Annotated in this window: 22 protein-coding genes, 2 tRNA genes, 3 rRNA genes and 1 pseudogene; 16 read left to right on the top strand and 12 right to left on the bottom strand. The window is 58.0% G+C overall.

Annotation, left to right across the window (positions count from 1 at the left end; all coding sequences use genetic code 11):
* Positions 1 to 58: 58 nt before the first annotated feature.
* The 5 genes from rrf to ACNYC6_RS22755 all read right to left on the bottom strand — a co-directional run bounded on the left by rrf (position 59) and on the right by ACNYC6_RS22755 (position 5279).
* Positions 59 to 174 (bottom strand): 5S ribosomal RNA (gene rrf / locus ACNYC6_RS22775).
* Positions 175 to 341: 167 nt separating this feature from the next.
* Positions 342 to 3233, bottom strand: a 23S ribosomal RNA gene (locus ACNYC6_RS22770).
* Between the two features lie 246 nt (positions 3234 to 3479).
* Positions 3480 to 3555 (bottom strand) — tRNA-Ala (locus ACNYC6_RS22765).
* Between the two features lie 30 nt (positions 3556 to 3585).
* Positions 3586 to 3662: transfer RNA gene (locus ACNYC6_RS22760), tRNA-Ile, on the bottom strand.
* Positions 3663 to 3742: 80 nt separating this feature from the next.
* Positions 3743 to 5279, bottom strand: a 16S ribosomal RNA gene (locus ACNYC6_RS22755).
* Together the 16S, 23S and 5S rRNA genes with 2 tRNA genes alongside form the textbook arrangement of a ribosomal RNA operon.
* A gap of 613 nt (positions 5280 to 5892) precedes the next feature.
* On the opposite strand from ACNYC6_RS22755, the gene rhtA reads away from it, so the two are divergent.
* Together rhtA and ACNYC6_RS22745 are read left to right on the top strand one after the other, a co-directional pair.
* Positions 5893 to 6780, top strand: coding sequence for a threonine/homoserine exporter RhtA (gene rhtA, locus ACNYC6_RS22750; protein WP_419709256.1), 888 nt, complete (start codon positions 5893 to 5895; stop codon positions 6778 to 6780).
* Between the two features lie 167 nt (positions 6781 to 6947).
* Positions 6948 to 7229, top strand: a complete 282-nt coding sequence (locus tag ACNYC6_RS22745; RefSeq protein WP_419709255.1) for a hypothetical protein — start codon at positions 6948 to 6950, stop codon at positions 7227 to 7229.
* Positions 7230 to 7244: 15 nt separating this feature from the next.
* On the opposite strand, the gene ACNYC6_RS22740 is transcribed toward ACNYC6_RS22745, so the two are convergent.
* Complete coding sequence (locus ACNYC6_RS22740; RefSeq protein ID WP_419709254.1) at positions 7245 to 7805, bottom strand: TetR/AcrR family transcriptional regulator; 561 nt, start codon at positions 7803 to 7805, stop codon at positions 7245 to 7247.
* 92 nt (positions 7806 to 7897) lie between these two features.
* On the opposite strand from ACNYC6_RS22740, the gene ACNYC6_RS22735 reads away from it, so the two are divergent.
* Complete coding sequence (locus tag ACNYC6_RS22735) at positions 7898 to 8626, top strand: SDR family oxidoreductase (protein WP_419709253.1); 729 nt, start codon at positions 7898 to 7900, stop codon at positions 8624 to 8626.
* A gap of 36 nt (positions 8627 to 8662) precedes the next feature.
* A complete protein-coding gene (locus ACNYC6_RS22730) occupies positions 8663 to 9253 on the top strand; it encodes a 2-hydroxychromene-2-carboxylate isomerase (RefSeq protein WP_419709252.1) in 591 nt (196 codons plus the stop codon).
* Here the strand turns inward: ACNYC6_RS22730 and ACNYC6_RS22725 are convergent.
* Complete coding sequence (locus ACNYC6_RS22725) at positions 9250 to 10248, bottom strand: zinc-dependent alcohol dehydrogenase family protein (RefSeq protein ID WP_419709251.1); 999 nt, start codon at positions 10246 to 10248, stop codon at positions 9250 to 9252. The genes ACNYC6_RS22730 and ACNYC6_RS22725 overlap by 4 nt on opposite strands.
* Positions 10249 to 10364: 116 nt before the next feature.
* Here ACNYC6_RS22725 and ACNYC6_RS22720 point away from each other — a divergent pair, with 116 nt between their 5' ends.
* Entirely contained in the window at positions 10365 to 11273 is a 909-nt protein-coding gene (locus tag ACNYC6_RS22720) for a LysR family transcriptional regulator (protein WP_419709250.1), read from the top strand.
* Here the strand turns inward: ACNYC6_RS22720 and ACNYC6_RS22715 are convergent.
* The 4 genes from ACNYC6_RS22715 to ACNYC6_RS22700 all read right to left on the bottom strand — a co-directional run bounded on the left by ACNYC6_RS22715 (position 11266) and on the right by ACNYC6_RS22700 (position 15488).
* Complete coding sequence (locus tag ACNYC6_RS22715; protein WP_419709249.1) at positions 11266 to 13074, bottom strand: aminopeptidase P family protein; 1809 nt, start codon at positions 13072 to 13074, stop codon at positions 11266 to 11268. The genes ACNYC6_RS22720 and ACNYC6_RS22715 overlap by 8 nt on opposite strands.
* Before the next feature lie 64 nt (positions 13075 to 13138).
* Entirely contained in the window at positions 13139 to 14296 is a 1158-nt protein-coding gene (locus ACNYC6_RS22710) for an aminotransferase class V-fold PLP-dependent enzyme (RefSeq protein WP_419709248.1), read from the bottom strand.
* A gap of 206 nt (positions 14297 to 14502) precedes the next feature.
* A complete protein-coding gene (locus ACNYC6_RS22705; protein ID WP_338582147.1) occupies positions 14503 to 15117 on the bottom strand; it encodes a LysE family translocator in 615 nt (204 codons plus the stop codon).
* Positions 15118 to 15218: 101 nt separating this feature from the next.
* Positions 15219 to 15488 (bottom strand): hypothetical protein, encoded by a 270-nt coding sequence (locus ACNYC6_RS22700; protein WP_419709247.1) that lies wholly within the window; start codon positions 15486 to 15488, stop codon positions 15219 to 15221.
* Between the two features lie 175 nt (positions 15489 to 15663).
* On the opposite strand from ACNYC6_RS22700, the pseudogene ACNYC6_RS22695 reads away from it, so the two are divergent.
* From ACNYC6_RS22695 to ACNYC6_RS22645, 11 genes and pseudogenes are all read left to right on the top strand, one after another.
* A pseudogene (locus ACNYC6_RS22695) lies at positions 15664 to 15807 on the top strand (alkanesulfonate monooxygenase); the annotation flags it as partial.
* A gap of 155 nt (positions 15808 to 15962) precedes the next feature.
* Positions 15963 to 16421, top strand: coding sequence for a VOC family protein (locus ACNYC6_RS22690; RefSeq protein ID WP_419709246.1), 459 nt, complete (start codon positions 15963 to 15965; stop codon positions 16419 to 16421).
* 160 nt (positions 16422 to 16581) lie between these two features.
* Complete coding sequence (locus tag ACNYC6_RS22685; RefSeq protein WP_419709245.1) at positions 16582 to 17457, top strand: alpha/beta fold hydrolase; 876 nt, start codon at positions 16582 to 16584, stop codon at positions 17455 to 17457.
* A 204-nt stretch (positions 17458 to 17661) separates the two neighbouring features.
* Positions 17662 to 18861 carry a PepSY-associated TM helix domain-containing protein gene (locus ACNYC6_RS22680; RefSeq protein ID WP_419709244.1) on the top strand — a complete coding sequence of 400 codons (1200 nt, stop codon included), beginning with the start codon at positions 17662 to 17664 and terminating at the stop codon, positions 18859 to 18861.
* Positions 18858 to 19400, top strand: a complete 543-nt coding sequence (locus tag ACNYC6_RS22675; protein ID WP_419709243.1) for a thiamine pyrophosphate-binding protein — start codon at positions 18858 to 18860, stop codon at positions 19398 to 19400. The genes ACNYC6_RS22680 and ACNYC6_RS22675 overlap by 4 nt, the downstream gene beginning before the upstream one ends.
* The gene (locus ACNYC6_RS22670) at positions 19397 to 19726 is read left to right on the top strand and encodes a hypothetical protein (RefSeq protein WP_419709242.1); all 330 of its coding nucleotides are present in this window, start codon (positions 19397 to 19399) and stop codon (positions 19724 to 19726) included. The genes ACNYC6_RS22675 and ACNYC6_RS22670 overlap by 4 nt, the downstream gene beginning before the upstream one ends.
* Positions 19723 to 20295 (top strand): DUF6162 family protein, encoded by a 573-nt coding sequence (locus tag ACNYC6_RS22665; protein WP_419709241.1) that lies wholly within the window; start codon positions 19723 to 19725, stop codon positions 20293 to 20295. The genes ACNYC6_RS22670 and ACNYC6_RS22665 overlap by 4 nt, the downstream gene beginning before the upstream one ends.
* A gap of 35 nt (positions 20296 to 20330) precedes the next feature.
* On the top strand, positions 20331 to 21257 hold the full coding sequence (locus ACNYC6_RS22660; protein ID WP_419709240.1) for a metal ABC transporter substrate-binding protein: 927 nt from the start codon (positions 20331 to 20333) through the stop codon (positions 21255 to 21257).
* Complete coding sequence (locus ACNYC6_RS22655; RefSeq protein WP_419709239.1) at positions 21254 to 22099, top strand: metal ABC transporter ATP-binding protein; 846 nt, start codon at positions 21254 to 21256, stop codon at positions 22097 to 22099. Before ACNYC6_RS22660 ends, ACNYC6_RS22655 begins: the two co-directional genes overlap by 4 nt.
* A complete protein-coding gene (locus ACNYC6_RS22650) occupies positions 22099 to 22998 on the top strand; it encodes a metal ABC transporter permease (RefSeq protein ID WP_419709238.1) in 900 nt (299 codons plus the stop codon). Before ACNYC6_RS22655 ends, ACNYC6_RS22650 begins: the two co-directional genes overlap by 1 nt.
* Positions 22999 to 23898 carry a metal ABC transporter substrate-binding protein gene (locus ACNYC6_RS22645; RefSeq protein WP_419709237.1) on the top strand — a complete coding sequence of 300 codons (900 nt, stop codon included), beginning with the start codon at positions 22999 to 23001 and terminating at the stop codon, positions 23896 to 23898.
* Positions 23899 to 24072: 174 nt separating this feature from the next.
* On the opposite strand, the gene ACNYC6_RS22640 is transcribed toward ACNYC6_RS22645, so the two are convergent.
* Positions 24073 to 24297 carry an MbtH family protein gene (locus ACNYC6_RS22640; RefSeq protein WP_150703736.1) on the bottom strand — a complete coding sequence of 75 codons (225 nt, stop codon included), beginning with the start codon at positions 24295 to 24297 and terminating at the stop codon, positions 24073 to 24075.
* Between the last annotated feature and the right edge of the window lie 6 nt (positions 24298 to 24303).

Below are 24303 nucleotides of genomic sequence, written 5' to 3'. Positions count from 1 at the left end.
TTTCTTTCGCCCAAAACAAAACCCCAACTGCTTTCGCAATTGGGGTTTCGGAATTTAATCTTGACGATGACCTACTCTCACATGGGGAAACCCCACACTACCATCGGCGATGCATCGTTTCACTTCTGAGTTCGGGATGGGATCAGGTGGTTCCAACGCTCTATGGTCGTCAAGAAATTCGGGTACTGACTCGTGACCAGATGGTCTCGCTTCAGCAAATTGGCTATGTGATAGCTTGGTGTTTTGTGAGCATCGAACTTTCGGTTCATTGCGTCTTCACACACCGCAATCTGGTCTCTCTCGTTTCTTCAACGAGGAGCGTCAAATTGCTTGGGTGTTATATGGTCAAGCCTCACGGGCAATTAGTATTGGTTAGCTCAACGCCTCACAGCGCTTACACACCCAACCTATCAACGTCGTAGTCTTCGACGGCCCTTCAGGGAACTCAAGGTTCCAGTGAGATCTCATCTTGAGGCTAGTTTCCCGCTTAGATGCTTTCAGCGGTTATCTATTCCGAACATAGCTACCCGGCAATGCCACTGGCGTGACAACCGGAACACCAGAGGTTCGTCCACTCCGGTCCTCTCGTACTAGGAGCAGCCCCTCTCAAATCTCAAACGTCCACGGCAGATAGGGACCGAACTGTCTCACGACGTTCTAAACCCAGCTCGCGTACCACTTTAAATGGCGAACAGCCATACCCTTGGGACCGGCTTCAGCCCCAGGATGTGATGAGCCGACATCGAGGTGCCAAACACCGCCGTCGATATGAACTCTTGGGCGGTATCAGCCTGTTATCCCCGGAGTACCTTTTATCCGTTGAGCGATGGCCCTTCCATACAGAACCACCGGATCACTAAGACCTACTTTCGTACCTGCTCGACGTGTCTGTCTCGCAGTCAAGCGCGCTTTTGCCTTTATACTCTACGACCGATTTCCGACCGGTCTGAGCGCACCTTCGTACTCCTCCGTTACTCTTTAGGAGGAGACCGCCCCAGTCAAACTACCCACCATACACTGTCCTCGATCCGGATAACGGACCTGAGTTAGAACCTCAAAGTTGCCAGGGTGGTATTTCAAGGATGGCTCCACGCGAACTGGCGTCCACGCTTCAAAGCCTCCCACCTATCCTACACAAGCAAATTCAAAGTCCAGTGCAAAGCTATAGTAAAGGTTCACGGGGTCTTTCCGTCTAGCCGCGGATACACTGCATCTTCACAGCGATTTCAATTTCACTGAGTCTCGGGTGGAGACAGCGCCGCCATCGTTACGCCATTCGTGCAGGTCGGAACTTACCCGACAAGGAATTTCGCTACCTTAGGACCGTTATAGTTACGGCCGCCGTTTACCGGGGCTTCGATCAAGAGCTTCGCGTTAGCTAACCCCATCAATTAACCTTCCGGCACCGGGCAGGCGTCACACCCTATACGTCCACTTTCGTGTTTGCAGAGTGCTGTGTTTTTAATAAACAGTCGCAGCGGCCTGGTATCTTCGACCGGCGTGGGCTTACGGAGCAAGTCCTTCACCCTCACCGGCGCACCTTCTCCCGAAGTTACGGTGCCATTTTGCCTAGTTCCTTCACCCGAGTTCTCTCAAGCGCCTTGGTATTCTCTACCCAACCACCTGTGTCGGTTTGGGGTACGGTTCCTGGTTACCTGAAGCTTAGAAGCTTTTCTTGGAAGCATGGCATCAACCACTTCGTGTTCTAAAAGAACACTCGTCATCAGCTCTCGGCCTTAGAATCCCGGATTTACCTAAGATTCCAGCCTACCACCTTAAACTTGGACAACCAACGCCAAGCTGGCCTAGCCTTCTCCGTCCCTCCATCGCAATAACCAGAAGTACAGGAATATTAACCTGTTTTCCATCGACTACGCTTTTCAGCCTCGCCTTAGGGACCGACTAACCCTGCGTCGATTAACGTTGCGCAGGAAACCTTGGTCTTTCGGCGTGGGTGTTTTTCACACCCATTGTCGTTACTCATGTCAGCATTCGCACTTCTGATACCTCCAGCAAGCTTCTCAACTCACCTTCACAGGCTTACAGAACGCTCCTCTACCGCATCACCTAAGTGATACCCGTAGCTTCGGTGTATGGTTTGAGCCCCGTTACATCTTCCGCGCAGGCCGACTCGACTAGTGAGCTATTACGCTTTCTTTAAAGGGTGGCTGCTTCTAAGCCAACCTCCTAGCTGTCTAAGCCTTCCCACATCGTTTCCCACTTAACCATAACTTTGGGACCTTAGCTGACGGTCTGGGTTGTTTCCCTTTTCACGACGGACGTTAGCACCCGCCGTGTGTCTCCCATGCTCGGCACTTGTAGGTATTCGGAGTTTGCATCGGTTTGGTAAGTCGGGATGACCCCCTAGCCGAAACAGTGCTCTACCCCCTACAGTGATACATGAGGCGCTACCTAAATAGCTTTCGAGGAGAACCAGCTATCTCCGAGCTTGATTAGCCTTTCACTCCGATCCACAGGTCATCCGCTAACTTTTCAACGGTAGTCGGTTCGGTCCTCCAGTCAGTGTTACCTAACCTTCAACCTGCCCATGGATAGATCGCCCGGTTTCGGGTCTATTCCCAGCGACTAGACGCCCTATTAAGACTCGCTTTCGCTACGCCTCCCCTATTCGGTTAAGCTCGCCACTGAAAATAAGTCGCTGACCCATTATACAAAAGGTACGCAGTCACCCAACAAAGTGGGCTCCCACTGCTTGTACGCATACGGTTTCAGGATCTATTTCACTCCCCTCTCCGGGGTTCTTTTCGCCTTTCCCTCACGGTACTAGTTCACTATCGGTCAGTCAGTAGTATTTAGCCTTGGAGGATGGTCCCCCCATATTCAGACAAAGTTTCTCGTGCTCCGTCCTACTCGATTTCATGACCAAGAGATTTTCGCGTACAGGGCTATCACCCACTATGGCCGCACTTTCCAGAGCGTTCCGCTAATCTCAAAGCCACTTAAGGGCTAGTCCCCGTTCGCTCGCCACTACTAAGGGAATCTCGGTTGATTTCTTTTCCTCAGGGTACTTAGATGTTTCAGTTCCCCTGGTTCGCCTCTTGCACCTATGTATTCAGTACAAGATAACCATCTTATGATGGCTGGGTTCCCCCATTCAGACATCTCCGGATCAAAGTCTGTTTGCCGACTCCCCGAAGCTTTTCGCAGGCTACCACGTCTTTCATCGCCTCTGACTGCCAAGGCATCCACCGTATGCGCTTCTTCACTTGACCATATAACCCCAAGCAATCTGGTTATACTGTGAAGACGACATTCGCCGAAAATTCGAATTTCTCAACTAAGAGAACTCACAAATTTTACCTTAGCCTGATCCGTTACCAGTGAAAGTAACGTTCAGTCTATCTTTCTATCACATACCCAAATTTTTAAAGAACGAACTAGTCAAAGACTAGAAATCAACATTCACCATCTTACCGATGGAATGCTCATTTCTAAGCTTTATACAAGAGAAGCAGTAGTGGTGGAGCCAAGCGGGATCGAACCGCTGACCTCCTGCGTGCAAGGCAGGCGCTCTCCCAGCTGAGCTATGGCCCCGTATTTCTACAGGCGTTTCCCACACAAAATTGGTGGGTCTGGGCAGATTCGAACTGCCGACCTCACCCTTATCAGGGGTGCGCTCTAACCAACTGAGCTACAGACCCAATTTCGGGCTGCTTCTTTCGTCTTCTTCAATGAATCAAGCAATTCGTGTGGGAGCTTATGGAGCAGCTGAGTCGTCGATTAAGGAGGTGATCCAGCCGCAGGTTCCCCTACGGCTACCTTGTTACGACTTCACCCCAGTCATGAATCACACCGTGGTAACCGTCCTCCCGAAGGTTAGACTAGCTACTTCTGGTGCAACCCACTCCCATGGTGTGACGGGCGGTGTGTACAAGGCCCGGGAACGTATTCACCGCGACATTCTGATTCGCGATTACTAGCGATTCCGACTTCACGCAGTCGAGTTGCAGACTGCGATCCGGACTACGATCGGTTTTATGGGATTAGCTCCACCTCGCGGCTTGGCAACCCTCTGTACCGACCATTGTAGCACGTGTGTAGCCCAGGCCGTAAGGGCCATGATGACTTGACGTCATCCCCACCTTCCTCCGGTTTGTCACCGGCAGTCTCCTTAGAGTGCCCACCATAACGTGCTGGTAACTAAGGACAAGGGTTGCGCTCGTTACGGGACTTAACCCAACATCTCACGACACGAGCTGACGACAGCCATGCAGCACCTGTCTCAATGTTCCCGAAGGCACCAATCCATCTCTGGAAAGTTCATTGGATGTCAAGGCCTGGTAAGGTTCTTCGCGTTGCTTCGAATTAAACCACATGCTCCACCGCTTGTGCGGGCCCCCGTCAATTCATTTGAGTTTTAACCTTGCGGCCGTACTCCCCAGGCGGTCAACTTAATGCGTTAGCTGCGCCACTAAGAGCTCAAGGCTCCCAACGGCTAGTTGACATCGTTTACGGCGTGGACTACCAGGGTATCTAATCCTGTTTGCTCCCCACGCTTTCGCACCTCAGTGTCAGTATCAGTCCAGGTGGTCGCCTTCGCCACTGGTGTTCCTTCCTATATCTACGCATTTCACCGCTACACAGGAAATTCCACCACCCTCTACCATACTCTAGCTCGTCAGTTTTGAATGCAGTTCCCAGGTTGAGCCCGGGGCTTTCACATCCAACTTAACGAACCACCTACGCGCGCTTTACGCCCAGTAATTCCGATTAACGCTTGCACCCTCTGTATTACCGCGGCTGCTGGCACAGAGTTAGCCGGTGCTTATTCTGTCGGTAACGTCAAAATTGCAGAGTATTAATCTACAACCCTTCCTCCCAACTTAAAGTGCTTTACAATCCGAAGACCTTCTTCACACACGCGGCATGGCTGGATCAGGCTTTCGCCCATTGTCCAATATTCCCCACTGCTGCCTCCCGTAGGAGTCTGGACCGTGTCTCAGTTCCAGTGTGACTGATCATCCTCTCAGACCAGTTACGGATCGTCGCCTTGGTGAGCCATTACCTCACCAACTAGCTAATCCGACCTAGGCTCATCTGATAGCGCAAGGCCCGAAGGTCCCCTGCTTTCTCCCGTAGGACGTATGCGGTATTAGCGTTCCTTTCGAAACGTTGTCCCCCACTACCAGGCAGATTCCTAGGCATTACTCACCCGTCCGCCGCTGAATCAGAGAGCAAGCTCTCTTCATCCGCTCGACTTGCATGTGTTAGGCCTGCCGCCAGCGTTCAATCTGAGCCATGATCAAACTCTTCAGTTCAAACATCTTTGGGTTTTGAGAAAACCCTAAACTTGGCTCAGCAATCGTTGGTTACATCTTTGATTTCTCGCGGAGTAACTTGTGATGCTGATAATCTGTTGACTAGCAGTCTGACTCCACAAGCACCCACACGAATTGCTTGATTCAGTTGTTAAAGAGCGGTTGGTTAAGATCTTTCGTCTCAACCGAGGCGCGCATTCTACAGCAGCCTCATTTGCTGTCAAGTGATTATTTTCAGAAGCTTTCGAGGAATTCCTCAACAACTTCAACCACTTGCGCCTCAGATCTCTCATCAGCGGGAGGCGAATTCTACAGCGTTACACGCTGCTGTCAACACCTCTTTTTCAACTTCCTTTTGGCTTCGATGAACTGAAGCAACTTGCTGCCGAAAACTTCGTAACTCGTTGTTTACCAAGGAGTTTTCCGTTTCGACTGCGCCGGAAGTGGGGCGAATTATAGACACCTGAGATCTGCCGTCAAGCACTGATTTGGTTTTTCTATCAGCAAGAACAATTTCATTGCTTATATATAGACGCGCCCGCATCGAATGCGCAGTATATTGCTCATCACCAAGAACAACACCCAAGATCCCAGCCCTGGACGATGTCACTCAATGAATGATCAGCCTCGCAGCCTTGCCTCGACCCTGTTTTCGGTCGGCCTGCTAATAATAGCCATGGCATCGATCCAGTCCGGAGCCTCCCTGGCCAAAAGCATGTTCCCTGTCATCGGTGCCCAAGGGACCACAACCCTGCGCCTGATCTTTGCCAGCGTGATTATGTTGCTGCTACTGCGCCCATGGCGAGCAAAGCTCACCGCGAAGTCGCTACGTACCGTCATTGTCTACGGGATGGCACTCGGCGGCATGAACTTCCTCTTCTATATGTCCTTACGCACTGTGCCTCTGGGCATTGCGGTAGCGCTGGAGTTCACCGGGCCATTGGCCGTTGCGATATATGCCTCGCGCCGGGCCATCGACTTTCTGTGGATCGCTTTGGCGGCCGTCGGCCTGCTGCTACTGATACCTACAGGCGCAACAACCACGGGAATCGATTTGTTGGGTGCTGGTTACGCATTGGGTGCTGGCGTCTGCTGGGCGCTCTATATTCTTTTCGGTCAAAAAGCCGGGGCTGATAATGGTGTGCAGACCGCAGCGCTGGGAGTAATGATTGCTGCCCTGTTCGTTGCTCCCATCGGCATTGTTCATGCTGGTGCCGCACTGCTGACCCCATCACTGATACCAATAGCCATCGGTGTCGCCATCCTGTCGACCGCCCTCCCCTATACCCTGGAGATGGTTGCGCTTACGCGAATGCCCGCCAGGACCTTCGGCACATTGATGAGCATTGAGCCTGCCATTGGCGCGTTGTCCGGCTTGCTGTTCCTCCATGAATACCTCTCACTGTCACAGTGGATGGCTATTCTGTGCATTATTCTGGCTTCCGTCGGTGCGACCATGACCATGGGCAGCGCCGCCAAACCCGCAATTGCTGCGGATTGATGCAAGATTTGACGAGGTACTGGTATTTACCGTTCATTTAGGCCATGTTTAGGTCCGCAACCCAATGTCAGACATGGACTTTTCAGGATAGGGATATCAGAACGCTTCACGCGAAAGCGAAAACTGCAAGACCGGGCGTCAGATCCGGGAATGCACCAAGGAAAGCAATGAAACGAATTTTGATACTGATCGCCGTTCTTGCAGTTGCGGGCTGCGCGGCGACCACGAAAACCCAGACCAAACATGGCAAGAAAGGGCTGCACATCAACTGTTCTGGGCTGTCATCTTCTTGGGACCAGTGCTACGCCAGTGCCGCCAACTCTTGTAACCCCAAGGGATACAAAGTTATCGCCAAATCGGGGGATGCCGTGGAAGAGCCAGGTGATTACCCGTTCGGTCTCAACCCTGCCGGCTATACCAGCCGCAGCATGATCGTCATCTGCAAGTAACCTGATTCCACGCACTCAGCTTGTCGGCCCTGCGATCTGACGAGCGATCTCATCATGACTGGACTCCAGCACCTTGCGCTGAAGCTCCGGCGTGGCAAGCATCCTCGCCACCACCAACGCCCCGATGCATTGCGACAGGATGGCCCAGGCCAGGCTGTCGCTCGCCAGTACCTGCGCCCAACTCTCCTGCAACTGGCAGATCCAATGCTCCGCCTGCTGTCGAATCAATACGTCGGAACGGGCAATCTCGGCCCCCAATGCCGGTAAAGCGCACCCGGTTTCCGGGTGTTCGACATGGGACATGCTCAGATAGTACTTCAAACAGCGTTCCAGTTTGTCGCGATCCTGTTCAGCGCCCAATCGCTCCAGGCTTTGGCGCAACTCACGCTCCACGATTGAAGCGAACAACTTGTCCTTCGACGAAAAATGACTGTAAAAAGCGCCACCGCTCAGGCCGATTGCTTTCATCAAGCCGTCGACGCCTACCGTGGAAAAACCGGACTTCTTGGCCGACACCGCACTGCTTTGCAGCAATTTTTCCTTGGTTTCCAGCTTGTGATTGGCGGAGTAACGCATTGCCCTTCCCTCAGAGTTGATCGCCTTGACGCTGATCGAATCGTAGCATAACGTTCGTTTAGTTAACGATCGTTTAACAAAGGGATCTACCCATGAATAACAAGAAGGTCGTACTGGTTGTTGGTGCCGGAGACGCCACCGGCGGCGCCATTGCCAAGCGCTTTGCCCAAGAAGGATTCGTCGCCTGTGTCACACGCCGCAGCGCGGACAAACTCCAGCCGCTGGTCGATGCCATTCTGGCCGACGGTGGCGAAGCCCACGGCTTCGCTTGCGATGCGCGCAAAGAAGAGGATGTGGTGGCATTGGTCGAGCAGATTGAAAGCGAGATCGGCCCCATCGAAGCGTTCGTCTTCAACATCGGCGCCAATGTGCCTTGCAGCATTCTCGAAGAGACCGCACGCAAGTATTTCAAGATCTGGGAAATGGCCTGTTTCTCCGGTTTTCTCAATGCCCGAGAAGTGGCCAAGCGCATGGCCAAACGAAAACAGGGAACGATCCTGTTCACCGGCGCCACCGCGGGTATGCGTGGTGCCGCGGGATTCGCCGCGTTCGCCGGCGCCAAGCACGGCATTCGCGCACTGGCGCAAAGCATGGCCCGCGAACTGGGACCGATGAACATTCATGTCGCCCACATTGTGGTCGACGGTGCTATCGATACCGATTTCATCCGTGAGAGCTTTCCCGAGAAATACGCGACCAAGGATCAGGACGGCATTCTCAATCCCGAGCACATTGCCGAGAACTACTGGTACCTGCACAGCCAGCCACGCGACGCCTGGACCTTTGAACTGGACCTGCGCCCCTGGAGCGAACGTTGGTAAGCCTTCCCCTACAACAATAATCAGAGCGCATCGACCATGAGCAAAACCGTGGAGTTCTATTTCGATCTGGGCAGTCCCGCCACCTATCTGGCCTACACCCAGCTGCCGAAAATCTGTGAGCAAACCGACAGCCAACTCATCTACATCCCGTTCCTGCTTGGCGGCGTATTCAAAGCCACCGGCAATGCTTCCCCGGCGACCATTCCAGCCAAAGGTCGTTATATGTTTCAGGACCTCGACCGCTACGCCAAACGTTACGGCGTGCCGCTGAAGTACAATCCGCACTTCCCGATCAACACCCTGATGCTCATGCGCGCCGTCACTGGCATGCAGTTGCGCCATCCCCAGCGTTTTTCCGCTTTTATAGATTGCCTGTTCAAAGCCCTTTGGGTTGCAGGCCGCAGCCTCGATGAACCGGCAACCGTCGCGGCGGTACTGACGCAGAACGGCTTTGATCCCAATGAGGTGCTGGCACTGACCGCCGACGAGGAAATCAAAACCGCGCTGAAGGACAACACCGAGAAAGCGGTACAGCGCGGTGTTTTCGGCGCACCAAGCATGTTTGTCGATGATCAACTGTTCTTTGGCCAGGATCGACTGGACTTCGTCCTCGAAGCCCTGCGTTAAATCTCGACCACCAACCGCCCCTGAGCTTCTCCTGACACGAGCAACCCATGGGCGGCCTCGGCAGTTTGCAGCGTGAACTGGCGCGGATCGAGCATCGGCTTGAGCTTGCCCACCTCGATTAAAAGCGCCGCCTCGCGCAGTATGTCCCCGTGATGCGCTCTTCCTTGGCCGGTAAGCAGCGGCAACAAAGTGAACACCCCGGAATAGGTAGCACCACGAAACGAAAGCGGTGCGAGACTGTGCAGGCCCCAACCGAGGCAACTCAGGACATGGCCGTTGTAAACCCGTGCGGCCTTGAACGACGTATCCAGGGTTTCGCCGCCCACCGTGTCATAGACAATATCGAAGCCCTCCCCAGCCGTGTGCTGCCCGACATAATCCTCGACTGAGGATGTGTGGTAATCAATAAACGTCGCGCCCAACGCCTCAATGATCCCTTGCTGCCGCGCAGATCCCGTGGCGAATACTTCGGCACCGAATGCGCGGGCGATTTGCACCGCGACATGTCCGACACCACCCGCCCCGCCATGAATCAACACTTTCTGCCCCGAGTGCACCCGAGCCCGGTCGACCAATCCCTCCCACGCTGTAATCAGCACCAACGGCAATCCTGCTGCTTCACGCATGTTCAGATTGGCCGGTTTACGCGCCAGTAACCGTGCATCGACTACCGCATATTCAGCCAGCGAGCCCTGGACTCCGCCAATTCCCGTGGCCATCGCGTAGACCTCATCTCCCGGCACCCACCCACTAACGCCCTCCCCCAACGCTTCCACGGTTCCCGCCAGATCCATGCCCAACACCGCCGGCAAAGGCTGACGCGCGTGAGTGGCCTGGCCCGAACGGATCTTCCCGTCCAACGGGTTCACTCCGCTGGCCGCGATCCGTACCAGGACCTGTCCTGCGCCCGGCACTGGCCGGGGAATGGAGGCCAAGCGTAATGGGGCATTAGCCGAGTCAACAATCAGCGCACGCATTTGCAGTGAGTCAGTCATTTCGCCTATTCCTGTCAGAGGTGTTTGTAGGACCGATCTTCCTTCAACCTACTCATACCGATAAGACGCCATATCGCTATAGTGACTATGCCCTGAAAGCATCAATGAGAGAGCGCATGGACAAACTCAATGCAATGGCCATTTTCGTGCGGGTTGTCGAGCGCGGCAGTTTTTCCGCTGTCGCCCGGGAGTTGCAGACCAGCCAGCCGACCATCAGCAAAGTGCTGCAGGCGCTGGAAGCCGAGCTCGGTGGAAAGCTGATTGCGCGCAGCACGCGCAAGTTATCGCTGACCGATGAAGGCCAGCGCTACTACGCCGAATGCCGGCAAATTCTGGCTGCGGTGGACGCCGCCGAGCACAGCTTCCAGTCCGGCCGCGAATCCATCGCCGGGCCGCTGAAAATCGGTTCCTCCGTCAGTTTCGGGCGCTTGCAGATTGCCCCGCGCCTGCCGGAATTCCTCATCCGCCACCCCGAGGTTCAGGTCGACCTGCAACTGAGCGATCAAAATCAGGATTTGGTCAGCGAGGGCCTGGATCTCACGTTCAGGATCGGCGCCTTGAACGACAGCGGCCTGATCGCTCGCCACGTCGGCACCACTTACCGGATGACTGTCGCAACACCGGATTACCTGGCGCGACACGGCCAGCCGCAAACACCTCAAGAACTCAGCGGCCACAACTGCCTGCTGTTCAACCTGCTGAGCAGTCAGAATCTGTGGATCTACAACAAAGGCGCCCGACAGCATGAAGTGCGGATCAAGGGCAATGCGCAGAGCAACAACTCCGAAGCCATCCGCGAAATGGTGCTGGGGGGATTGGGGATTGCGTTGTCGCCGGTGTGGCTGTTCAGCGAGGACCTGAAAGCCGGGAGAGTGTTGCCGATCTTGCAGGACTACACCGCGCAGTCGCTGCCGATACACGCAGTGTCCCCGGCGAATCGTCGCCAATCCGCCAGGGTCAAAGCCTTTGTCGACTACATGAGCCGGGCGCTGGAGGCAGCGCCCGAGCTGCAAGCAATCAAATAGCCGCGGTGCGGGTGTTCAACCACTCAAGGGCCGCACCGTCGAGCAATGGGCTCAGACGCTCGCGCACTTCGGCGTGGTAGCCGTTGAACCACTGCTTCTCTTCTTCGCTCAGCAACGAGGTTTCCAGGCAACGGGTGTCGATCGGGCACAGGGTCAGGGTTTCGAATTTGAGGAATTCGCCAAACTCGCTGCTGCCTGCTTCGCGGTTCATCGCCAGGTTCTCGATGCGCACACCCCAGCGGCCCGGACGGTAGGTGCCCGGTTCGATCGAGGTGATCATGCCCGGTTGCATCGCGGTTTGCGGTGCAGGTGCAGCTTGGTAGGCGATGACCTGCGGACCTTCGTGAACGTTGAGGAAGTAGCCCACGCCGTGACCGGTACCGTGACCGTAATCGACGTTTTCTGCCCAGATCGGCGCCCGCGCGATGGCGTCGAGCAATGGCGACAGGATGCCTTTCGGGAACTGCGCGCGGGACAAGGCAATCACGCCCTTGAGTACGCGAGTGCAATCGCGCTTCTGCTCGGCGGTCGGCGTTCCGACCGGCACCATCCGCGTGATGTCGGTGGTGCCGCCCAGGTATTGGCCGCCGGAATCGATCAGCAGCAGACCGTCGCCTTCGATCACCGCGTGCTCTTCTTCGGTGGCGTGGTAATGCGGCATCGCGCCGTTGGCGTTGAATGCGGCGATGGTGTTGAAGCTCAGCGACACGTAGTCCGGACGACGCTCACGGGCAGCGGTGAGTTTTTCGTCGATGGTCAGTTCGGTGATGCGTTCGCGGCCCAACGCCGAGTCCAGCCAGGTGAAGAACTCGCACAGCGCCGCGCCGTCCTGCTCCATGGCCTGACGGATATGCTCGGCATCAGCCAGGCTTTTCTGCGACTTGGCGAGAGTCGTCGGATTGAGGCCCTCGATCAGTTTGACGCCATCGCTCAGGTTATCCAGCAAACCTGCCGTCACACGCGCCGGATCGACCAGCAGGCTCGCGCCGTTCGGCACCGCGCGCAGGGCGTCGGCCACTTCGCTGTAATCGCGCAGGGTCACGCCGCCCTGTTCAAGGACCGCACGCAACTCGGCATCGACCTTGCTCAGCGCCACGAACAGGGTCGCGTGTTGCTGGTTGATCAAAGCAAAGGAAACGAACACGGGGTTGAACGACACATCGCCGCCGCGCAGGTTGAACAGCCAGGCGATGTCATCGAGGGTGGCGATGAAATGCCAGTCAGCGCCACGTGTCTGCAAGGTTTCACGCAGCTTGGCAAGTTTTTCGCCACGGCTGACGGTCGCCTGCGGAGGCAAGTGTTGATAGATCGGCTCGTTCGGCAGCGTCGGGCGATCGCTCCAGACTTCGTTCAGCAAGTCGATGTCGGTGCGCAGGCGTGCACCGCGCTCTTCGAGTTTGCCACCCAGGGTCCGCGCCGACGCCACGGCCATTACTGCACCATCGACCGCGACCACGCCGCCTTCAGGGGTTTGCTCGGCGAGCCAGTCCAGAGGACTTGGTTGGCCCGGTTGCAGCTTGACCAGTTCGATGCCGCTGCCCTTGAGCTCCTTGGTCGCCTGCTCCCAATAACGGCTGTCGGCCCAGACACCGGCAAAATCCGCGGTCACGATCAGCGTACCGACCGAACCATGGAAACCCGACAACCATTGACGCCCTTGCCAGTAACCCGGCAGGTATTCGGACAAGTGCGGGTCGGCCGACGGCACCAGAAGCGCATGAATGCCCTCCCGGCTCATCAGCTCGCGGGTTTGCGCCAGGCGCTGGGGCACCGATCCGGTGATCGAAAACTGCGTATTCATCATGACTCCTGCTAACCACTCATCATTGTTGTTTAGTGCCGATCAACGCCGGCGCTTTATCGCCCTACTGCCAGAATGCCGGAGCACTGGCACAGGCCGTTTTAATCAGTTGTACCGCTTGATCGATATCCTGGTCGGTGGTGAAGCGCCCCAGACTCAAACGGATGGTGCGGCTTGCCGCGCGAGCGTCATGCCCCAGCGCCAGCAGCACGTGGGACGGCGCATTGCTCGCCGAGTTACAGGCCGAGGTCGCGGAAAATGCGATCGAGGCGCTCAGCGCCGCGGAACTGAACTCGCCTTCATTAAAGGTCAGGCTCAGGGTATGCGGAATGCGTTGGGTCGGGCTGCCATTGAGACGCACGCCCGGAATGCTCAGCAGCGGTTCGAGCAGGCGTTCACGCAGTCGTACGATCTTGTCCGCCTCTTCCTCGAACGAGGCCGCCGCCAAGGCGAAGGCCTCGCCCATGGCGACGATCTGATGTGTCGCCAGGGTGCCGGAACGCAAGCCACCCTCGTGCCCGCCGCCGTGGATTTGTGCCAGCAAGCGCTGTTGCGCATGCGGGCCGACGTACAACGCGCCGATCCCCTTGGGACCGTAGAGTTTGTGCGCCGAAAACGACATCAAGTCCACCGGCCACTCGACCAGGTCGATTGCTACTTTGCCCGCACCCTGGGCCGCGTCGACATGGAACAACGCGCCGTGCTCACGCACCACCCGGCCAATGGCCGGAATGTCGTTGACCGTGCCCAGTTCGTTGTTGACCAGCATCAGCGACACCAGGAAGGTGTCCTCGCGCATCGCATCGCTGACCGCTTGCGGGGTGATCAAACCTTCGGCGTTTGGCACCAGATACGTCACCGCAATGCCGGCGTCCTGCAATTGTCTGGCAGTGTCGAGAATCGCCTTGTGTTCGATCTGGCTGGTAATGATGTGGCCGCCGGCAACGCCGCGCGCCTGGGCGACGCCCTTGAGGGCGAGGTTGTTGGATTCGGTGGCGCCGGAGGTCCAGACGATCTGCTCAGCCTCCGCGCCGACCAGTTCGGCGACCTGGCGTCGCGCCTGCTCGACCGATTGCCGGGCCTGTTGGCCAAAGAAGTGGGAGCTGGAGGCCGGGTTACCGAAATTGCCGCTGAAACCCAGACACTCGACCATGACCTTGATGACTCGCTCATCCACCGGCGTGGTGGCGGCGTAGTCGAAATACAACGGACGTTTATTCATAAAAGACTCGCAGAGCGTGTTCCGGGATCAGGAGGCTCGTGACTGCAAACGGCGAGACGCAGCCTTGTGAGCTGCGTGCGGTTTTCAGAACGTTACCAATACCTGATCGGATGCCGTTAAAGAAGTACAACTTCATTTAAAAGTGCGTAGGAACGCTCCTGAAAAGTGAGCTTAACAGGCATCGGGCGACCGGTTGAAGCAATGCGTCAGCTAAAGCTTTCGAGCAGGATCGGATACAGCGACGCCACCAGCAGCGCGGCCATGCCCCAGTTGAACAGGCGCAGCCAGCGGCGATCCTTCAAAACATTGCGCAACAGCGTGCCGCATGCGGCCCAGACACCGACGCTCGGCAGGTTGATCAAGGCGAACACCGCAGCAATCACGATGACATTGGTGAAGTAGCCTTGCATCGGCGTGTAAGTGCTGATGGCACCGATGGCCATGATCCAGGCCTTGGGATTGACCCACTGGAACGCGGCAGCGCCCAGATAGCTGATCGGTTTGCCCTCGCCCTTCTCACTGTCCGAGACCGGCCCGGAGTGGGCGATTTTCCACGCCAGATACAGCAAATACGCCGCGCCGACGTAACGCAACACGGTGTAGAGCACAGGGTAAGTCTGGAACACCGCACCCAGTCCGAAGCCGACTGCCACCACCAGCACGAAAAAGCCGCAGGTGATGCCGAGCATATGGGGAATCGTGCGGTTAAAGCCGAAGTTCACGCCGGATGCCAGCAACATCGTGTTGTTCGGGCCGGGCGTGATCGAGGTGACAAGGGCGAACAAGGCGAAGCCCAGCAGCAGATCGAGTGAGAGCGTCATGGGTAGCGGTCCATCAAGGTCAGTCAGTTATTGACCCTATCGCACACCCTCGGCGAAACCCATGGACAGTTACGCGAAAGTTGAACCCGTACAGTTTCGGCTCAGCTTTGGCGACCGTGCAGCTGTACAGCTCGCTCGGCGTTCATTTCGCCCTGCTTGTCGAAGCCATAAGTCTTTTGCGGTTCGCCGAGCAGTTCAGCCTTTTTCGCGTGGTATTCGTCGAAGGACAAGCCACGACGATTCAACGCTTCCAGCGCCAGTTCCCGGGTTTCTTCGGCGGTGTAAGGCCGCAATTCCGGGGAGACATGAGTGGCACATCCGGTAAGCACGGAGACCGCGAGCAGCAAGAGAGTGGCGATTAGAGGTTTCATGTTCGGCGTCCTGGCATCTGGGTTCGGGGCAATGAACACAGGCTACTCGCGCCATTAGATGAGCAGAAATCAACGCTTTCGATAGTCGCTATCGAGTTTTCCTAATGCGGCTTTGGTCACCCCTCGTATTCATTATTGATCAATTAATATTATTGAGATGTGCTCTAAGGAATAAGAAGCCTATCACTTCGCCGAACCGCTGTTCCCGTTGCTGCCCAAGCCGTACGCCAGCCTTGCCGGGCGAGGTGTTACCCACCTCACGGGGCCGCTTGGCGAAATGACTGCCAATGATGTGCTTCCTGCTCACGCCAAACCCTGATCCAGCCTGGTCCTGTAGACGCTGCCGAAGGCTGCGATTTTTTTTGAACTTGAAGAACGCGGAAGATCAAAATTAAAAGATCGCAGCCTTCGACAGCTCACTTTTTGGTGCTGCTTGAAAGCCGTGAATTCACAACAAGAACAGGGAGAACCATCATGAGCGTTAAACCCATTCCAGAGGGTTATCACAGCATCACCCCGTACCTGGGCATTGCAAAAGCGGCCGAAGCCATCGACTTCTACAAAAAAGCCTTCGGCGCCATTGAAGTCATGCGCCTGTCCATGCCCGACGGCGGTATCGGTCACGCCGAACTGCGTATTGGCGACTGCCCGATCATGCTCGGCACACCTTGCGATCAAGGGCCGTTGAGCAATCCCGACAACTCGTCTTCGGTTGGTCTGCATTTGTATGTGACCGATGTGGACACGTCTTATAAACAGGCGATTGCGGCAGGCGGCACCGTGGTGTCGGAGGTCAAGGATCAGTTTTATGGCGACCGTTCCGGGACTTTGAAGGATCCCTATGGGCATCTTTGGTTTTTGGCCACGCGTAAAGAGGATCTGACTCAAGAGCAGATTGAAGAACGGGCCCGGGAGATGTTTCAGCAGGGTTGAGATTTTCAGCGTTTGATAGACCACCATCGCGGGTAAGCCCGCGATGGCGTCAGATCAAACGCCGCTGAACACACTTCATGAACAATCACACCACGCCTCGCCCCTTGCCCTCACGGCGCAACACTTTCAGGATGCAGCTAATCAGAACAAGGAGGCACCCATGTTTGCCGGATTCCTGAAAGACCAGCGCCGCGTCAACGGTGTGGACATTGCCTACCGCATCGGCGGCAGCGGGCCGGGCCTGTTGCTGCTGCACGGGCACCCGCAGACCCACGTCATCTGGCACAAGGTCGCCGAACAACTGACCGAGCATTTCACTGTGGTCGCCGCCGACCTGCGCGGTTACGGCGACAGCAGCAAGCCGCCCGCCGATGATCTCCACGCGCACTACTCAAAACGGGAAATGGCCAAGGACAACGTCGAGTTGATGAAGGCCTTGGGGTTTGACCGTTTCTCGGTGTTGGCCCACGACCGTGGCGCCCGCGTCGCCCATCGCCTGGCGCTGGATCATGCCGATGCCGTGCAACGCATGGTGTTGCTCGATATTGCGCCCACCTTGGCGATGTATTCGCAAACGAACGAAGCCTTTGCCCGTGCGTACTGGCACTGGTTCTTCCTGATCCGCCCGGCGCCATTGCCGGAAACCCTGATCGAAGCCGATCCCGAGGCTTATCTGCGCAGTGTGATGGGCAGCCGTAGCGCCGGGCTTAAACCCTTCACCGAGCAAGCCTTTGGCGAATACCTGCGCTGCCTGCAACTGCCAGGTGCCGCCCGTGGCATCTGTGAGGATTACCGGGCCAGCGCCAGCATCGATCTGGAACATGACCGCGCCGACATTGACGCCGGCAATCAACTGAACCTGCCTTTGCTGGTGTTATGGGGCGCCGAAGGCACGGTCGGGCGCTGTTTCGAGCCGCTCAAGGAATGGCAGCAAGTCGCCACCGACGTCCGTGGCAGAGCGTTGCCCGCCGGTCATTACATCGCAGAAGAAGCCCCGGAACTGCTGCTTGCCGAAGCGCTGGGTTTCCTGCGTTGATCACGGCGCCGCGCAGGCCATCATCGGCCTGCGCGGAACACGAAACATTTTCTTTCATATCGCCCTTCGGGATTTCGGATTCTCATTCGTCCTATATAGATGCAGTCCTTTCGCGTAGGCAAAAGCCACGACTGGACGTTTATCGACCTCATCGCTGCGAAGCCCGTAGTAGAGGCCTTTTCATCGATATAAGACACCCTGACCATGTCGAAGAAATCCCGTTCAAAACTCTGGTTCCTGGTTCATAGCTGGCTGGCGCTGCCCATCTGGTTTTTTGTCTTGATCGTCTGCGTGACCGGCACGCTGGCGGTGGTCAGCCAGGAAATCGTCTGGCTGGCCAACCCGCAAATGCGTGCCAGCCAGCCGTCGGACGATGCACCGCGGCTCAATTACGACCAGATCGTCAGCGCCATCAAGAAGGCCGAGCCCGACATCATCGTCGACAGCATCAGCCGCCCCGACGAATCGCACTTTGCCCTGGATGTCAGCGTCACCTACCCCGACGGGCGTGCGCTGACGGTCTACGTCAACCCTTATACCGGCGCCATCCAAGGCCCCGCTCCGCAATTCAACTTCCAGGCATTCACCCGCGCGCTGCATGGCTGGTGGTTGGTGCCATTCACCAATGGCTACAGTTGGGGCTGGTATCTGGTGTCGTTCCTCAGCCTGCCGATGCTGGCCTCGCTGGTGACCGGACTGGTGGTGTACAAGCGTTTCTGGAAAGGTTTCCTGCGCCCGACCCTGCGCATTCGCCATGGCGCGCGGATTTTCTGGGGTGATTTCCACCGTCTCAGCGGCATCTGGTCGATCTGGTTCATCGCGGTGATTTCCATCACCAGCACCTGGTTCCTGATCCAGGCATTCATGTTCGACAATCAGATCACCATCTCCACCGCACCGGTGGCTGCCGTGGTCCCGCGTGAAAGCGTGCCGCTCACCACCGATGGTTCAGCGGCGCCGATGATCAGCCTGGAAGCCGCGATCCGCGAAGCCAAGCAACGCATTCCCGGCCTCGACGAGAGTTTTGTCAGCATGCCGGCCAACGCCTACAGCTACCTGTCGGTGGGTGGGCGCAGTTGGTATCCGCTGATGTTCCAGACCGCGGACATCAACCCGTACACCGGCGAAGTCGCCGCCACGCGCCTGCTGTCGGACCGCTCGGGCCTGGAGTTCGTGACCGAGTCCATGCGTCCGCTGCACACCGGTGATTTCGGTGGTATCTGGATCAAGCTGATCTGGTTCTTCTTCGGCCTGCTGCTGAGCATGATGGTGCTCAGCGGCCTGTTGATCTGGACCAAGCGCACTGCCCTGGCTACGGCCAATGCGCTCAAGCGCAGCAACAAACGCCCGCGCCACGAAACTGTTCCGGCAACCCCCCATGAAACCACGGAGGTCAGCCAATGAGCCTGTTCGCTGCGGAGAAACCGGGGTCGAAGCTGAGCCGCTTCTGGCACAAATGGCGTTTCCACATCAACGTTCTGCTGTTGCTGGTGCCGCTGGGCTTCATGCCCAAGTATTTCGCCGATGCCGCGCTGTTCCGTGGCGATACCGGGTTGGGCGAACGGGAAATCGGCGAAGTGCAGGTCGGCCCGTGGAGCGTGCGCCTGGCCGAGTTTCGCAATGAAGCACCGCGTCTCGACGGTCCCGCCGGCTACATGAAAAGTTTCAACGCCGCCCTGTGCAACAGCTGCCGCGAGCAGGTCAAGGCGACTTACCTGCGCATCGGCAAGCCGCGCAGCCTGCGCGCCGCCGGGGTGATTTTCTTCGGCACGCCGTACCGCATGGGCGCCATGTTGCCGATCCCGGAAAAAACCAAAGCCGACGCCGAACTGTGGATCACCATGGAAGGTTGGGACGGCTCCATGCATCAGGCATCCGTTCCTCTGAGCCAAGCCTCCCCCGCCACCCTCGCCTGGTTGACCACTCAAGGAGGCAAACCATGATCCGCGTTATCCGCCCTCTCAGCGCCACGGTATTGGTGCTCTGCACCGCGCTCAGCACCAGCGCCCTGGCCCACAACCCGATGTGCGAATGCAAGGCCATCGACGCCGAGCAGATCAAGTGCACTGGCGGTTTCTCCGACGGCAGCGGGGCGCCGGGTGTGACCCTGGATGTGATCGGCTACGACGAAACCATCCTGGTGCCGGGCAAGCTCGGCGCCGACTCGACCCTGACCTTCAAAAAACCCGGCGCCGAGTTTTATGTGCTGTTCGACGCAGGCCCCGGCCACGTGGTCGAAATCGACCAAGCGGACATCGAAGCCCCATGAGTACGCCAACCACGCAAGTCGTCCGCCCGGCCGGTGCCGGCCATGAAACCCTCTACGTTTTGCTGTTGTGCCTGATGATCCTGGCGGTGGCCGGCTCGGTGGTCGCGTGGCGCGGCGAGTCTCAGGAGGTGAGCAGCGTCAACAGCCATCAACTGGATGCCCGTCGCGACCTCAGCGCTTCCGAGCAAGGCATCTACGCCGATTTGCGCGTGACGCTGGACGAGATTCATCTGCTGCGTCAGGAACAACAGACCCTGCCGACACCGGAAACCCTCGCCGACGAAGGCTTTGCGCCGTTTGCCCAGGATGCCAGCTCCGTCAGCCGTGGCGGCCATGCCTGGCAGTTGCTCGACACCAAGGCTTACTTCGGCCAGAGCCAGACCGCCAGCGTCGCCGGTTCTTTCCTGATGCGTTTGACCGCTGAAGATGACGCCCCGGATATCTGGCTCAACCGCGCCACCGACCTCAAGGCCCCGGCCGACCTCAGCGACGCCGCGCTCGAAAACGCCGGCTGGCAGCAGATCGTCGCGCAATTCGATGCCGGCGTGACCCGCCAGCACCGGCACTGAACCCTCGCCTTCACCCGAGAGAAGACCGCTTTCCCATGCCTATTTCATCTCTACGCTCTGTTCTGCGCCTGACACTGGTCGGCCTGCTGGCCTGCCTGCTGACACCCTTGGCCAGCGCCGACGACGCCAAGCGCCTGCGCATCGGCATCACCCTGCACCCTTATTACAGCTACGTGGCCAACATCGTTGGAGACAAGGCCGAGGTGGTGCCGCTGATTCCGGCCGGTTTCAACCCACATGCCTACGAGCCTCGGGCCGAGGACATCAAGCGTATCAGCGGCCTGGACGTGATCGTGCTCAACGGCGTCGGGCATGACGACTTCGCCGACCGCATGATCGCCGCCAGCGAAACCCCTAACGTGCCGGTCATCGAAGCCAACGAAAACGTGCCTCTGCTGGCCGCCACCGGCGTTGCTGCACGCGGCGCCGGCAAGGTTGTGAACCCGCACACCTTCCTGTCGATCAGCGCCTCGATTGCCCAGGTCAACAACATCGCCCGTGAGCTGGGCAAACTCGACCCGGCCAACGCCAAGACCTACACCGAGAACGCCCGCGCCTACGGCAAGCGCCTGCGCAAAATGCGCGCCGATGCCCTGGCCAAACTGACCCAGGCACCGAACGCCGAACTGCGAGTGGCCACGGTGCACGCGGCCTACGACTACCTGCTGCGAGAATTCGGCCTGGAAGTGACGGCCGTGGTCGAACCGGCCCACGGCATCGAGCCGAGCCCGAGCCAGTTGAAAAAAACCATCGACCAACTGCGTGAACTGGACGTGAAAGTGATTTTCTCGGAGATGGATTTCCCCTCCACCTACGTCGACACCATCCAGCGTGAATCCGGGGTGAAGCTGTATCCGCTGTCGCACATTTCCTACGGCGAATACACCGCCGACAAATACGAAAAGGAAATGACCGGCAATCTCAACACGGTGGTCCGGGCGATTCAGGAGTCGGGTAAATGACATCGAAAGAAACCATCCTCGCCGATGCAGAATCCCCTGTGGGAGCGAGCCTGCTCGCGAAGGCGCCCGGCCAGTCAGCGTCATCGTCAACTGCCACACCGCAATCGCGAGCAGGCTCGCTCCTACAGGGGGTGGGACCGACGCTGGATTTCACGGAGGTCAGCCTGACCCTTGGTCGCACGACAATCCTCGACAAGGTCACCTTTCAGGTTCAACCCGGCAGCGTGCATGCACTGGTCGGTCCCAACGGTGGCGGCAAGAGTTCGCTGATCAAGACCTTGCTCGGACAGATGCCGCATCAGGGCCGCCTGAGCCTGCAATGGCCGGGTGAACCGGGGACGATCGGCTACGTGCCGCAAGCACTGGAGTTCGATCGCGGCTTGCCGATGACTGTCGACGATTTCATGGCCGCCATGTGCCAGCGACGTCCGGCATTCCTTGGTTTGAGCAAACACTACGCGGCAGCAATCGGCGAAGCCCTGGAGCGGGTCGGCATGCAGGACAAACGCAAGCGGCGCATGGGCGCGCTGTCCGGTGGCGAGCGTCAACGGGTATTGCTGGCCCAAGGGTTGATTCCGGCACCGCAATTACTGGTACTCGACGAGCCGATGTCGGCGCTCGATGAAGCCGGGATTCAGGTGTTCGAACGCTTGCTCGGCGACTGGCGCGCGGCGGGCATCACCGTGCTGTGGATCGAGCACGATCTGGAAGCCGTCGGGCGTCTGGCCGATCACGTTACCGGCCTCAATCGCCGGGTACTGTTCGACGCCACGCCGAAACTGGCATTGACGCCGGATCGACTGCTGACGCTGTTTTCGACCCATCCACGGAGCGCTGCCTGATGAGTTACGAAGCCTTTCGTTTGATGGTCCAAGGCTGGGCCTCTTCGGGTTACCTGCCTGAGGCGCTGGCTTATGGATTCGTGGTCAACGCACTGCTCGCCGGGTTGTTGATCGGCCCGGTGCTGGGTGGTTTGGGCACGCTGGTGGTGGTCAAGCGCTTCGCGTTTTTCTCCGAAGCGGTGGGGCACGCGGCGCTGACCGGCGTGGCCATCGGCATCCTGCTCGGCGAACCGTACACCGGTCCTTACGGCAGCCTGTTCGGTTACTGCTTGCTCTTCGGCATCCTGCTCAACTTCCTGCGTAACCGCACCGGCCTGGCGCCGGACACCTTGATCGGCGTGTTCCTCTCGGTGTCCCTGGCGCTGGGCGCGAGTCTGCTGCTGATTCTCGCTGGCAAGATCAACGTGCACATTCTGGAAAACGTGCTGTTCGGTTCGGTGCTGACGGTCAACGGCAATGACCTGCTGGTGCTGGCCATCGTCGGCTCGTTGGTGATGGCCCTGGCCTTGCCGCTGTACAACCGCATCATGCTCGCCAGTTTCAACCCGCAACTGGCGGCAGTGCGCGGCGTGGCGGTGAAGTCGCTGGATTACCTGTTCGTGATTCTGGTCACGCTGATCACCGTTGCCGCGGTGAAAGTCATCGGCGCGATCCTGGTCGGTGCGTTGCTGGTGATTCCAGCCGCAGCGGCGCGCTTGCTCAGCCAATCGTTGAAAGGCTTTTTCTGGTGCTCGGTGCTGATCGCCACGATCAGCACGCTGTGCGGGATTCTCGCGCCGATCGTCTTCGACCTGCCGATTCCGTCCGGTGCCGCGATCATTCTGGTGGCCGGTATCGCCTTCGCTCTGTCCGCCATCGCGCGCGGCGTCGTCCCCAGCCTGAAAGGGAACCTTGGATAAATGTCATTTTCTCTGCGACAACTGACCCTGGCGGTCGCCCTGTGCGGGCTGGCCACAACGTCCTTCGCCGCTGACAGCAGCAAACCACTGCGTGTGTTGGCCTCATTGCCGATTACCTACGGTTTGGGCGAAGTCCTGCTCAAAGGCACCGACGTCAAACTTGAACGCGCCGCGCCGGACAACCTGCCCGGCAGTCGTCAGACCGCTTATTTCACCGGCCGTGGCGCCCCGGCGCTGGCCAAACTGGCAACCGACGCCGACGCGGTGATCGGCCTGCGTTCACTGTGGCCGGATGATCCGCTGTACCCGATCTCGCGGCGCAGCAACATCCGCATCGTCGAAGTCGACGCCGCCCGCCCGGTGGATGGTGCCCTGCCCGGCATCGCCGTGCAGCCTGACAACAAAGTCGACGGCTTGAACAGTCAGCCGTGGCTCGCCGGCAACAACATGGGGCGCATGGCGGACGTGATGGCGGCGGACCTGGTGCGCCTGGCGCCCACGGCCAAGCCTGCGATCGAGGCCAATCTGGCGACGTTGAAACAGCGCTTGCTCAAGCTCAGCGCGGACAGCGAAGCGCGTCTGGCCGCTGCCGACAACCTTAGTGTGATGAGCCTGAGCGATCATTTCGGCTATCTGATTGGCGGTCTCAATCTTGAGCTGGTTGGCCTGGATGCAAGACCGGATGCCGAATGGACGCCAGAGGCGCTGAAGACATTGGCTGCGACGCTCAAGGACAATGACGTCGCGGTGGTGTTGCACCATCGCCAGCCTTCCGATGCGGTAAAAGCGGTGATCGCTGAAGCCGGGAGTCGGTTGGTGGTGTTGAGTGTCGACGCGGCTGATCCGGTGGCCGAGCTGGAGGGGGATGTGGATTTGCTGATCAAGGGGTTGAGTGGCTGACCACCGCAGGCCCCTGTGGGAGCCAGCCTGCTGGCGATAACGGTCTAACTCCACGGATGTATCACGCTTCAATGCAGGAGCTGCCGAAGGCTGCGGGGGGCTTTACATCGCTGGCCAGCCACAAAAAAGCCCGCTGACCGTCACCAGTCCAGCGGGCTTTTTTTGCGTGAATGCTTAGTGAGCAACAGCCTGTTCATCCATCTTCTGGCGCAAGCTCAGCGGACGCATGTCCGTCCAGGTTTCCTCGATGTAAGCCAGGCATTCCTTCTTCAGCCCGCTCTTGCCCACGGTGCGCCAGCCTTCTGGCACGGCCTTGTAGTCGGGCCAGATCGAGTATTGCTCTTCGTGGTTGACCACGACCTGAAAGAGGATGTCCTCGCGGTCGAATACTGACGTCATGCTGTC

The sequence above is a fragment of the Pseudomonas sp. NFX224 genome, from assembly GCF_048565165.1.
GTDB lineage: Bacteria > Pseudomonadota > Gammaproteobacteria > Pseudomonadales > Pseudomonadaceae > Aquipseudomonas.
Note: the sequence above shows the minus strand (reverse complement) of the source record. Positions and strands in the feature narration are given on the sequence as shown.